This is a genomic window from Metabacillus kandeliae (genome assembly GCF_021166585.1).
GTDB classification, from domain to species: Bacteria; Bacillota; Bacilli; order Bacillales; family Bacillaceae; genus Metabacillus_B; species Metabacillus_B kandeliae.
Window position 1 is genome coordinate 283005 of record NZ_JAJOZE010000003.1, and the last position, 13038, is coordinate 296042.

At 46.1% G+C, this 13038-nt stretch carries 11 protein-coding genes; all 11 read right to left on the bottom strand.

Annotated features, from left to right (window positions below):
* Positions 1–68 precede the first annotated feature (68 nt).
* Positions 69–1676, bottom strand: coding sequence for a CTP synthase (locus LRR81_RS10635; protein WP_231789345.1), 1608 nt, complete (start codon positions 1674–1676; stop codon positions 69–71).
* Positions 1677–2090: 414 nt separating this feature from the next.
* Entirely contained in the window at positions 2091–2648 is a 558-nt protein-coding gene (gene rpoE, locus LRR81_RS10640; RefSeq protein ID WP_231789346.1) for a DNA-directed RNA polymerase subunit delta, read from the bottom strand.
* A gap of 304 nt (positions 2649–2952) precedes the next feature.
* Positions 2953–4041: a toxic anion resistance protein gene (locus LRR81_RS10645; protein WP_231789347.1), complete on the bottom strand. Its 1089-nt coding sequence runs from the start codon at positions 4039–4041 to the stop codon at positions 2953–2955.
* A 258-nt stretch (positions 4042–4299) separates the two neighbouring features.
* On the bottom strand, positions 4300–5904 hold the full coding sequence (locus LRR81_RS10650; protein WP_231789348.1) for a YceG family protein: 1605 nt from the start codon (positions 5902–5904) through the stop codon (positions 4300–4302).
* Positions 5905–6116: 212 nt separating this feature from the next.
* The gene (locus LRR81_RS10655; protein WP_231789349.1) at positions 6117–6929 is read right to left on the bottom strand and encodes an HAD family hydrolase; all 813 of its coding nucleotides are present in this window, start codon (positions 6927–6929) and stop codon (positions 6117–6119) included.
* Positions 6930–6940: 11 nt separating this feature from the next.
* Positions 6941–8059, bottom strand: coding sequence for a cysteine protease StiP family protein (locus LRR81_RS10660; protein ID WP_231789350.1), 1119 nt, complete (start codon positions 8057–8059; stop codon positions 6941–6943).
* A 14-nt stretch (positions 8060–8073) separates the two neighbouring features.
* Positions 8074–9438, bottom strand: coding sequence for a phosphoribosyltransferase family protein (locus LRR81_RS10665; protein WP_231789351.1), 1365 nt, complete (start codon positions 9436–9438; stop codon positions 8074–8076).
* On the bottom strand, positions 9377–10594 hold the full coding sequence (locus tag LRR81_RS10670) for an HpcH/HpaI aldolase/citrate lyase family protein (protein WP_231789352.1): 1218 nt from the start codon (positions 10592–10594) through the stop codon (positions 9377–9379). The genes LRR81_RS10665 and LRR81_RS10670 overlap by 62 nt, the downstream gene beginning before the upstream one ends.
* Before the next feature lie 93 nt (positions 10595–10687).
* On the bottom strand, positions 10688–11266 hold the full coding sequence (locus LRR81_RS10675; protein WP_231789353.1) for a TerD family protein: 579 nt from the start codon (positions 11264–11266) through the stop codon (positions 10688–10690).
* A 132-nt stretch (positions 11267–11398) separates the two neighbouring features.
* Positions 11399–11977, bottom strand: a complete 579-nt coding sequence (locus LRR81_RS10680; protein WP_231789354.1) for a TerD family protein — start codon at positions 11975–11977, stop codon at positions 11399–11401.
* Between the two features lie 113 nt (positions 11978–12090).
* On the bottom strand, positions 12091–12702 hold the full coding sequence (locus LRR81_RS10685) for a TerD family protein (protein WP_231789355.1): 612 nt from the start codon (positions 12700–12702) through the stop codon (positions 12091–12093).
* Positions 12703–13038 lie beyond the last annotated feature (336 nt).

Genomic DNA, 13038 nt, shown 5'->3' on the forward strand with positions numbered 1-13038 from the left:
CCTCTATGCTCAACCCAAAAACCCAAAACAAAAGCCCCGCGCTACTCGAAGCACGGGGCTTTTCTCATTTACATTTTCTCAGCATTGCGCAGTGATGCGTGAATGAATTCGCGGAACAGCGGCTGCGGGCGTGTTGGTCTTGATGTGAATTCCGGGTGGAATTGGGATGCGATGAACCAAGGGTGGTCCTTGAGTTCAATGATTTCGACCAGTCTGCCGTCAGGGCTTGTTCCAGAGAATACGAAGCCGGCTTCTTCCATTTGCTGGCGGTATTCGTTGTTGAATTCATAGCGGTGGCGATGGCGCTCATAAATCACTTCGTCCTGGTAAGCTTCGTACGCTTTAGAGCTTTCGTCAAGCTTGCAAGGGTACAGGCCGAGTCGAAGTGTGCCGCCGAGGTCTTCGATGTCCTTTTGTTCAGGCAGAAGGTCGATGACCGGATATGGTGAGTCAGCATTGATTTCAGATGAGTGGGCGCCTTCTAAGCCGAGTACATTTCTTGCATATTCAATAGATGCTACCTGCATGCCGAGGCAGATGCCGAAGAACGGAACTTTGTGTTCGCGGGCATATTTGACGGCAATGATTTTTCCTTCGATGCCGCGGTCGCCGAAGCCGCCCGGTACAAGTATGCCATCCGCATCAGCGAGCATGGTTTGAACGTTGTCGTCTGTTATGTGTTCAGCGTTGATCCATTTTATGTCGATATCGGAATCGTATTCGTAGCCTGCATGGCGAAGGGCTTCAACGACTGAAATATAAGCGTCCTGCAGCTCGACATATTTTCCGACAAGAGCAATGCGGGTAGTTTTTGAAAGATTGGTTACTTTATGAACAAGCTCTTTCCATTCCGTCATGTCCGCTTCTGGGAAATCCAGCTTTAAATGCTCGCAGACAATTGAGTCAAAGGACTGGGCCTGAAGAGCGAGCGGCACTGAATAAAGAGTGTCAGCATCAGCGGCTTCAATAACAGCTCTTTCTTCGATGTCACAGAACAAAGCGATTTTGTCTTTCATGTCTTGAGAAATCGGTGCTTCTGTACGAACGACAATGACGTTCGGCTGAATGCCGAGGCTTCTCAGTTCTTTTACACTGTGCTGTGTCGGCTTTGTTTTCATTTCGCCTGCTGCTTTTAGATAGGGAACAAGCGTACAGTGGATGTACATGACGTTGTCACGGCCAATATCGCTTTTAATTTGGCGGATCGCTTCAAGGAAAGGCAGGGACTCGATGTCGCCTACTGTGCCCCCGATTTCCGTAATGACAACATCAGCATTCGTCTCTTTGCCGGAGCGGAAAACGCGTTCTTTAATTTCATTTGTAATGTGGGGAATAACCTGGACTGTTCCTCCAAGATAATCACCGCGGCGTTCTTTTTGAAGGACTGTAGAATAGATTTTTCCTGTTGTCACATTGCTTAGTTTTGTTAAATTAATGTCGATAAATCTTTCATAGTGGCCCAGATCCAAATCTGTTTCAGCACCGTCTCCTGTTACGAAAACTTCTCCGTGCTGGTAAGGACTCATTGTTCCAGGGTCTACGTTGATGTATGGGTCGAACTTTTGAATAGTGACGCTCAAGCCTCTGTTTTTAAGAAGACGGCCTAAAGAAGCTGCTGTTATGCCTTTTCCGAGCGATGAAACAACACCGCCGGTCACGAAAATATACTTTGTCATTTGATGCTTTTCCCCCTCGAATAATAATGGATGTGTATATTGTGCGCTAAAGAGCGAGAAAACATTTTTCCGTGCTTTCAGCGAATGAAAGAAATGGCTCTTTTTTAATCCCAACCAGATGACTGCTTTCAGGCGTGTGCTAAAAAAGCCGATATGCTTGCGCTTAGCTCAAGGGCCTTGCGCTAAAAATAAAAAAAGCAATAAATAAGAAAGCTCCCTTCCAATTACTCAGAAGGGAGCGGATATTTATTCTTCACGAACAATGTCTCAATGAAAGAGCCCAAATAAAATACTACCTACTGGGGAATAGAAAGTCAAGCTGATTTTAAATAGAGTAAAAATCAGGTAAAAAGCCCCTGCCATGCACCGCTGGCTTCCATGAAAAAACACCTGCCGGCAGGCAGGTGATTTTCCTTACTTATCTTCGTCTTCGTCTTCTTCATCTTCATCATCTTCGTCGAGGTCTTCTTCGAGATCAAAGTCTTCCTCGTCGTCATCGTCATCATCTTCATCAACATCGAGATCTTCGTCTGCATCATCTGCAGAATCATCTTCATCAAGATCTTCATCCAGATCATCTTCGTATTCTTCCAGATCATCGAAGTCATCGTCATCTGTATCATCAAAGCCTTCTGTATCAAGATCATCGTCAGAAGCCTTCTTGCCTTTTTTCTTCTTAGGCTTCACAACAGTTGTTGCGATGTCTTCTTCAATTTGATCATATGGATACCATTTGCGAAGTCCCCAATAACCATCCTGCAAGGCGATGAATCTTCCATCAATATTCAAATCCGTGTAGAACTGGGCAATGCGGTCTGCTGCCTGTTCTTTCGTATAACCCTGCTTGCCTACCAATTCATCAAATATATCCTTGAAGGTTAAAGGCTGCTTCTTTTCTTCCAATAATTCATACGCCAATTCTACCATTGCGATTTCTTTCACCTGCTCAGGCGAATACTTTTTAAGGCTCAAACAAGGCACACCCTTTCCGTAATCTCTTTCATTTGCAGCCATCACAATGGACCGTCAGCTTCTGCTCTCACAGTGACAGCCTGATTGCGAGGCTCTTTGATTTTATGATTTGAAGGAATAAGATTGCTAGAGCAAAAAGGCAGGCTTACCCCTATGTTTCCTAATAGTCATACCATTCATTATAAACAATTTCCAGCACTTTATGCTACCATATTTTTTCTCTGCTACCAAGCCCTCTGTCTTAATTCGATGCAGAGACAACAAAGGCACCGGCCGGAACCGGTGCTTCTGCTAATTCTATCTATTAGTTTCTGCCGCTCTTTATTTTATCAAAATTGTCCTGCAGCTGCTCTAAACGGACGCGTCCTTCGTCACGGATGCGTTTGTTATCATCCTCAATTGCTTTTGTTTCCTGCATGCCGCGAAGAATAATATTCCATGTTTCTTCGATTGTCTCAATTTTGATGCTTGGGCTGCCAGCCATACGGGCAATATCAACGCTTTGGCGCGAAATGTTCTGAGCGTTTTTAATCAGCATTTCGTTCGTTCTTTTTTCGAGCTCATTCATTGAATCGGCTACAAGCTTCTGGCGCTTGGCTGCAATAGCATTAATCAGGCCAGTTTTGAAAATCGGGATCGTTGTTACAAAGGCGGAATTGATTTTTCCAATCAGCTTTGTATTCCCTCTTTGCAGAAGACGGATTTGCGGTGCTGATTGATAGGCGACCTGTTTGGCAAGCTCCAGGTCATATACGCGCTGTTCCATCAATTCAACAGCGTTTTTCATAGAATCCAGCTCCATGCCCTTCAGCTGATCTCCGGTTGCAGCCTGCCTTTCCATTTCAGGAAGTTTGCCCTTCAGTTCCTCAAGTTTCAGTTCCCCTGCTGTAATATGCTTTTCAAGTTCCAGGTAGTATTGGAAGTTTTGCTCATACAGCTGTTCAAGTGTAGTAGTAGAACGCTTCATTTCATCTTCATACTTCACGATTTCCACATACACTTTGTCAATTTCAGAGCCCATTGTCTGGTATTTAGACATCAGCTTTTCGACCATCTTCTGTCCTTTGCTGAACCACTTTGACACAAATCCTTTTGGTTCGGCAAAGTCTTTTGGATCAAATCTGTCCATAATGCGGCCAAGGTGTTTAAGAAGCGCGCTTGATTCTTCCATACTGCTGGATTTGATTGTGTCTAATATTTTTCCTGAAAAAGCCGAAATTTCATTAGCAGGCTTTCTGCCGTATTCGAGAATCGCCACCTGGTCGCGATGGTCAATCTGCTCCGCAAGCTTTTGGATGTTTGGATCTTTTTTTAGCTTTTCTTTTAGTGCACTTTGCCCGTTTTCCAATATTTCCTCAGCCTGATCAGGCTTTATGATATCCAGCTCGTTCATTTTAGACCCTCCCTATTTTCGCGCAAAATCATGCATCTTATAAAATTACATAAATTTCTGAAAGACACTGTTAAATTTGGCTATTGATTTCCGTTTCAGGGGTCCGCTTTCCGCGGGCAGTGCGGGAGCCTCCTCACAGCGACCGCTCCTGCGGGGTCTCCCGTCACTTGCACTCCCGCAGGAGTCTCCCCCTTCCACTCCAATCAACAGGTGATTAAAAATCGGCATTCTTCTATAACATAGCCCCTTGAAAAAACCTCAGAAAATTCTTTTGATAAACTTTTGAAAAAGTGTTGCTTCTCTGTAAGGTTCACCATGGTTCATTTCATCAAGCCAATGGATGTCGAAATACTTTTCCTCGATAAATTCCTCTACATCCATATAGCCAGCAGGATTCAGCAGCACAATGTCGATTCCGAATTCATTCAGCAGGAGCAGCATGGCTGCATCTGATCTTGACAGCTTGCCGCTCTGTTCATTGTTATAAAGAATGAGCCTTGGAACAGCCTGAGCATAATCGAAATTCTGCAGCAGGCTGATAATGGATTGCGGAATTTCAAGCGCATGGTTAAAAAGAAAATACTGCAGGCCCCGTTCGCTTTCACCTTCTGCCATTTTCAGCCGCGGCTTATAGATATAGCGGGAGATAGCCTCTGCAAGCGCAAGCTGCAGACCTGCCGGAAGCTTTTTATAGCGCCACCAGTTGCTGGCCATCATTCGCTTCGGATCAAGCCTGCCGTCCGGCCCTTCCGCATCCTGGATATGAAACTGGGGATTTCCTTTCACAGGCCTTGTAAAAGGAAAGTGCCGGATAACAAGGGAAAGCTCAAAATCGCGCAGCTCCTCAAGCTTTGACCAGTAGGTTTTGCGATTTTTGGAGATGCCCATGATTTTTGAAAAGAGTGTCGGGATATAGACCGTTTTGTTCTTGACTTCAAAGTTTGGTCTCACAAAAGCCTGTTCCCTGATCAGCAGGAAAAGTTCATCGTAAGTTGTTTTCAGGGTAATGGAGTTTGTCGAATAATTCCTGAACTGCCAAGGCTTGTACAGCATTGAATCATCGGAATGCAGGACCTGATCCAATTCTTTTGTTGCTTTATAGGCTACCGTTGATTTTCGTTTCGGCCGCTCTGCAGGAAATGGGATCAGCTCTTGCGTTCCGGGAAACGAAATGGCGCAGCCTGCCGTCTGCTTTGGATCTGCTTCAGATAAAGGATCCATTCCTTCAGGATGCACAAGAATCAAGTCGCATCCAAATAGAAACAGCAGATACAAAAAATATTGCTCGCTTGCCGTTGCCGGGCCGTACCAAAGAACACGGGGAATGTCGCCGCTCTTTTCCTCCAGCCATTCGTTCAGGTGGTTCCACGTCCATTTGACAAGATCAACAATCACTCTGCGGAACTGCTGGCCGCCGAGTCCATCCTTATGATTTTCTTCATAGCGGGTCAAAACTGCTATGAAGGTGGTTCTAATATGCCTGTTCAGTGATGGATCATCCAGCATGGGGAGGAGTGAATCCCTGTCCATAAAGGCTACAAACCTGTTGATGGACAGCTTTTCTTTCCCATGAATCATCAGCAGGTTCTGAATTGCCTGGAATTTTTCCTGCTGAATTTCCTTATTCAGCTCCCCGCTTAAGCAATGGATTTTAGGTGAAGTTTGATGGGCAAGGTCATATAGAAGCTGGAAATATTCATCTTCTGCATAGGGTGTTCCGAGTAGCCGGACTGCCGTATGCGGAATCACAATTTCCTGTTCTTCTGACTTATAGCCTTCCCTTGATGCAAGCGGTGTGCTGATAAAGCTCATCCAGTTTTCTTCGCTGACTGTTTTGGCCAGAGTATGAACTTGCGGATTCATCGGCAGTCCTCCTTTCTTATTTGGGCTGTTAAATTTGGCTGTTGATTTCCGTTTCAGGCGTCCGCTTTCCGCGGGCAGTGCGGGAGCCTCCTCGTCGCTTCGCTCCTGCGGGGTCTCCCGTCACTTGCACTCCCGCAGGAGTCTCCCGCCTGCCACTCCAATCAACAGGTGGATAAAAACCAGCTTAGCCTTCTTATTTATCCGGCAGCATTTTAAGCCAGGATGCCTGATTCTCTCAGCTGCAGAACAGATTCCAATATTTCTTCTGAAGCAAAAATGCCGTTTTTCTCTGTTTTCATAATGTGGCTTTTTAAAGGCACCTCGATTGTGCCAAGTTCTCCGTGGAAAGGGCAAAAGGCATGATGAGCTCCTTCCAGCATGCACAAATCAAGCAGCGAATCGCCTGCAGTAATCACTTTTTCAGCGTTCAGCTGCTCGCTGACATGATGAAGGGCATTCCATTTGCTCACAGGCTTCGGCACAAAATACAGCTTCCTGCCCTGCAGGGAATAGGTCCACCCCTCCTGGTCCAGCCACCCTGTAAATTCGGCCAGATCTGCTGCAGGAATTTGGGAGCGCTCCACAATATAGTAAAGAAAAAGATCATCTGCGCGCCGCTTTTTCAAAACCCATTGTTCTGAAGCAATCTGATCAAACTTCTCCGCTACCGCCTCGATCGGCGCTGATCCGCTGTCGAGCCGGTCTTTCAGGGTTCTGTTCCAATCCTCATCAATTCGGCCGTTCTCAAGGATCCGGCCCCCATTGCATGTTATCGCAAATCTTGGAACAATGCTGTTCTGGAAAATGGAAATCCGCTTGTACTGCTCGATCGTCCTTGTCGTAACAGGGATGAATTCGTACAGCTGCGCTGCTTCTTTCAGAAGCTGGATCGCTCTTTTTGTCATAAAGGAAATTTCTTTGCCGTCAAGTGTTTCAATAAGCTCGATCTCTTCTTCAGCTGCAGGCTCCCGGAAGGATTTCCTGGAGTAGATCAGAGTCTGATCAAGATCACTCGCAAATATCATTTTGGTGCCTCCTATTTTAAAGACCTGATCAATCCGAGACAAGTATAGGACATGTCCTGATACTCTTCGACAGGGACGCCTTTTTCTCTTGCCAAAAGAAGAATATGCTCAAGCTCAGGGCTTTTCATATCTTTCACAAGCACCTTCCACGGAACCCTCCGCAGAAGAACACGCGTTGTTTCGCCGACACCCGGCTTTATATGATGGACATTTTCAATGCCGAATTCCTTTTGCATTTTATGAATTTCAGCAAGCCCCCTCCAGTCAGGAGCTTCACTTTCCGGCATTACTTCCAGCTGCTGCTGAACCGCTGCCGCAATAGACCCAAACTCGTTTGACACTGTATCAATAAAATGATTGGATACATCTTCGTCTTTTAATTCATTATAATACTTTGCACCGTGGAAATCATTTGGGCCAATCCATTTTTCGTTCAAAACAGTCCGGCTGACAAGGCCTGATACGGTTGAATTCAAGCAGGCGCTGGGAATGAGAAAGTCCTCGTGCGTGCCGCGGATTGCTGCGCAATAGCCCGGATCGGCGAGAACGGCGAGAGACCAGTCAATCTCTGTTTGATGCGTCTTATTAAATTCGAGAACCGCTTCTTTTAATTCAAGGGTAATGGCTCCTTTACCCGTCCAGCCGTCAACAAACTGAATGGCTGAGTCAGGATGATTGGCGAGAATATATTTCATCGCATTCTCATCAATCCCTCTGCCCCTGATGATGGAAATGCTGTAATGGGGAACATCCAGCTGAAAGCGGTGCTGAATGTAGCGCTTAATCAGGATTCCGATCGGCGTGCCGGCGCGTGCCAATGAAACAAGCACAGCGTTCTTCCCTTTTGCCTGTAAGATTTTTTCTGCTACAAAACCCACTGCTGATGCCAGTTTTTCCTTATATTTTTCAAGAGACTGATAGTAGAGCTTCAAGTATTCAGGCGACGGCTGGTACTCAATGGGAAGCATCTCAGAGTAATGTCCGCCGGATTGAATGGCCTGTTCCCGCTCCATTGTCGGCTTTTCAAGGTCTTCTGCATGGCTTAAGTCCTTCAGTAAAAATACAACGTCTTTTTTTGAATAGCTTCCCAGCTCGCCCGGCTGCGGAAGACGATCTCGCGTTAGTTCCATGAACAGCACCGCCCTTATGAATTCGTAGAATCTAAGATTGCCTGCCCGCTGAATAGGATGATGCGGACAATGGGAAACACACGTTTTAGCTGGTCGAGCATCGGTTTGAGCGCTTCAGAGCTCATCTTTTTTTCGAAAAAAACGAAGACTTCATCATACTGGCCTTGTGAGGCATTGTAAAAATAATTGAGGGTCTCTCCGTCTTCAGGGCTGATATATGGATATGCCGTCTGCACAGCATAATCCGGCAGTGACGCTGGATGAATCGGACTTCTCGTTGAGGATTGGTAAACGGCTCCTTCCCCCATAAAGGCAGCTGCCTTCATCGGCAAGTACATAAATTCTCCCGTTCCGAGGCATAAGGTCCTCGATCCCCTTCTCAATTCTTTCAGTGCGGTGCCCGCTTCCTTTGCTTTTGCATCAAGCACCCTTTGATCTTCGCTTTTCAAGCCAAAGCGGCCTGTATAAAGCAGGTAGCCGAAGCGGCTTCTGATCTCTTCATCTGCAAAGAAAGGCAGCTCGTGAACCGTAACTTCCGCCTCTGATTCCTCTGACTGAACAGGTGTTTCCGGGAATTCCTCAGCAGGCGTTCCGACGAGCTTTATGGTTCCTTCAAGGAGAGAAACATGGTGGATTTTGATGCCGAGCCTTAGCTCTGTTTCGCGGAATTTTTCCCTGTCCGCATCAGAGCGCCAGTCCAAAATGGAGATGACCGTGTACTCTTTCCGCGGGAAGGAAAGCTGAATGGATTCGATGATGTTTAAAGCTGTGTTGCCTGTTGTGACTTCATCGTCAACAAGGACAACTGGCTGGCCGCCGTTAAGCAGCCTTTTTTTCACATAGCAGCGGTGCGAGGTTGCATGAGAGTGTTCTTCTTCAAAGTGGATAATGGACTCCATCCCGTCAATCTGCTCTCTTGTTGTATGAAAAAAGACAGCATTTGAAAAGTTTTCGAACACGGCATGACCAAGCGCTGTGGCTGTTTCTGCAAATCCGATAAAAACCGTTTCCTCTGGAAGCTCATACTGCTCCGGCGAGGATGAAAATGGCACAGCTTCCCCGTGCAGCCCTTTTATGATGGTTTCAAGCTCTGGATGAGCTTTTCCATGCACTGTTTCAAGGTACCTGGCAGCAAGCGCCTTTCCCGTCAGCAGAGCAAGCTCAGGACGAACAGGGAGATGCTTGCCTAAAAGCTTGCTGACAAACAGGAAGGCCCTTTTTTTATTTTTTCTTGCCGCCATGGAAAACAGATTTTCAAGCGGGATAAAATAAGGATTCTCCCTCACAGCGATTTCTGCAGATAAATGGTCCAGAATCTCAAATGTACGCGTGTTCTCCTGCTGCTGTACCGATAAGTTCGACAAATGACTCGTTCTCATGAAACACCCCGTAGATTTTTGATTTCAGCATCACTTTTCTTGCCCAGCTTGCATGCGGCTTGATTTCGTTCATCTTATTGGCAAACTCGCTTTTAATCACGCCATTATAGGTCAGAGACTGTTCAAGGATCGCCGCTGCATCCAGGTACTCTTCCTTGGCCGTAACATTGAGCGCGTTCACAATTTTAATATGCGAAGGATGGATAATCGTCTTTCCGACAAGACCGTTGGCGCCGTCCAGCAAAATTTCCTGAATCAGCCCGTCATCATACCGGCTCAGAAGTTCATCCCTGAGCTTCAGGCCTTCACTGCCTGAAGCATTCCGGAAAGGCGTCTGCCTGAGCTGAGGCTTTAAAAGCCGCGTTTTCCCGTTAAAATACTCCCATACAGGTCCTGAAATCACATATTCTTCACTGCTTCTGCCGAAAACATTAATAATATCCGTAATGCAGTCTCGGATTACCGAAATATCATAAATCGTGGTTCCTCTGCTTCTGCGGATTCCGTAAATGCCTGATAAATCGGTGCCTCCAAGCCGCACATTCAGCACGAGCGATTTGTATTCATCGAGCACCCGCTTGATCTCAAGCAGCTCCTCCATACGGGTCTCGCGGTAAATCACTTCAGGTGTTTCCAGAATCGGCATGCCGTAAAGAATTTCTTTATGCTCCTTTGTTAAAGACTGCAAAAGAGAAAAGTATTCCCTTACATTTCCGCTGCTGATTTTCGGGAAAATAAATCCCGCAATCAAACCTAAATAAGGAGCCAATACAGCGGCAAGCCTTTGCATTTGAGCAGGCTCCCTGACCCTGATAAAAATAAGCGGCAAATCCTCCTGAAAAAAGCGCTGCTTTTCAATCCCTTCTGCCACTTCTGCCATACACATTGCAATGTTCTGTTCAGCTGTCTCCACTTCATGATCAGCAATCGAATCTTCCAAACAGATCACCATAGAGGTCAGCCCTTCATGCTTGCCCTGCAGGTATTTCCCTGAAAGAAGATCCTGTGCAATCGACGTTCTGCTCCCCGGCATATAGAGCGCTGCACCGAGAGCATAGCTTAATAGCTTTTGGTCTGAGTGCTTTGTAAAACGCTCAGGCTCCAGAAAAAAAATGTCCTTCTTTTTTTGATCAGGCACATATTGAAAATGCTGCACGCCATACTCCCCCGCTTCCTTTACTTATTAAGCCTTTTCTTAATCCATGGAAGGGAGAACATTCATATGGTGCGGTTAAGAAAAGCCGATTTGTTAAACATCCAGTCCGTAGTTTCTGCAAAGTGCGGCAAGCCCGCCTGAAAATCCGCTTCCAATTGCATTGAATTTCCACTCTCCGGCGTGCTTGTAAAGCTCGCAGACAACTACTGCAGTTTCGATCGAAAAATCCTCTCCAAGGTCAAAACGGAGAATTTCGTCATTTGTATCAGGATTTACCACGCGAACGAAGGCATTGGAGACCTGTCCGAAGTTTTGCTTGCGCTGTTCTGCATCATGGATGGTAACCGTGATGCCGATTTTTTCCACGTGTGCCGGAATCAGCGAAAAGTCGATGATAATCTGCTCATCATCGCCCTCCCCTTCACCTGTCCTGTTATCCCCCGTATGTTCGACAGCTCCAGTCGGGCTTTTTAGATTGTTATAGAAAATAAATTCTTCATCATTCTGCACCTTGCCGTTTGCATCAGCCAAAAATGCGGAAGCATCCAGGTCAAAATCAAAGCCGCCAGAGTACAGGTTTGTGTCCCATCCGAGTCCAATGATTGCTTTTGTCAGGCCAGGATTGGTTTTAGTCAGATCAATCCGCTGTCCTTTCGCCAGTTGAATTCCCATTAACTCCACCCCGTTTGATTATAATATGGAAAATTTTCACCAATCTTTATGAAGGGTTCAAAAAAGGTGCGCCAGTAGCAACGCACCTTTCATTTACATTTTGAAAGAACCTCTATCATTTACCGGTTTAGCTTAAGCATTCAAGCCATAGTCGCTGACAAGGGAAGCAAGTCCGCCCTGGTAGCCGCTGCCGATTGCGTTAAATTTCCATTCTCCTCCGTGGCGGTACAATTCACCGACAACTACGGCTGTTTCAATGGAAAAGTCCTCGCCAAGGTCGTAGCGGATTAATTCTTCATTGCTATCCTGGTTCAGGATGCGCACATAGGCGTTGGAAACCTGTCCGAAGTTCTGGCTGCGGGCTTCTGCATCATGAATCGTAATCGCAAAAGAAATTTTTTGAATGTTTTGAGGAACATCCTGCAGGCTGATGTTAACCTGCTCGTCGTCGCCTTCTCCTTCTCCCGTTCTGTTGTCGCCAGTGTGCTCAACAGATCCGTTTCCGCCTTTAAGATTGTTGTAGAAAATAAAATCCGCTTCTGATGGGCATTTGCCGTTTTCGTCAAGAAGGAAGACAGAAGTGTCAAGGTCAAAGTCATTGCCTCCGTCATACTTGTTTGTATCCCAGCCCAGTCCAACCGTTACTTTCGTTAATCCCGGATTTCCTTTTGTTAAGTCAACCTTTTGTCCTTTGCTCAGTGAAATAGCCATGTGTTATTCGCTCCTTTAATGTTTGGTAGTTTAGCATCTTTCGAGGAAATTTCCGCTTTATCACGGAATTGTTTAACATTTTGCAAGCAAAAACTGATGGAAAAAGCCCTGCTTTATGAATAGCGCCCTGCAATATCGCCGATGGACGCGTCTTTTGTGCCCTGTCCTACTGCAGCAAACTTCCATTCGTTCCCATGGCGGTAAATTTCCCCTGGAAACAATGAGGTTAAACCTGAATAATTATCTGTTAAGTTATAATGAGCAAGTTCGGTATTGCTGGATGCATCCACAATTCGGATAAACGCATTCTGAATCATCCCGAAATGCTGCTTGCGCTGAACAGCCTGGTAGATGTTCACCACAAAAACAAGCTTATGTACGCTGGCCGGAATTTTTTGAAGATCAATGCGAATCTGCTCATCGTCTCCTTCGCCCTGGCCTGTTAAATTATCGCCGGAGTGTCTGACACTGCCGCATTTGCTCTGCAGATTGCCAAAGTAAATTACACTCTTCTTGTCTACAAGACGATCCTTTTCATCAAGCATTAGAACGGAAGCATCGCAGTCTACATTTGACTCCTTATTTCCTCCGAAAAGCCCTCCGAGAAGCCCTTTGCCGCCGCTCTGCTGTACGGGATCCCAGCCAAGTCCGACCAGCATGGAGTTAAGGGTGCTGTTCCCCTTCGTCAAATCGATCTTTTGCCCTTTTTGCAATGTAATTGCCATATGTTCACGCTCCTCGCCTGTATTCGTGTAATTGAAGCCAGACTTCTGCCAAGCTCATTGTCATTCTATTGGCCTGCCTGCAAAATGCAAAAAATCTGACTATATAACTAATACTAACAACTATTCTACAAAACTCAACTAATTCCTACCCAAACTTCCAAAAATCTGCCTGCAGTATGTGTTATACGGATAAAGGGCAGACGAGGTTTCGAATTTTTAGAGCGGGGTCGGAATTCTGCTGTCGAACTGCTGACCCGCCAGTAAAGGTGGTATTGGACAGTAAACAGTGGATTTTGGACAGTAAAGACGGCGCTTTGGACAGTAAACAGCGGACTT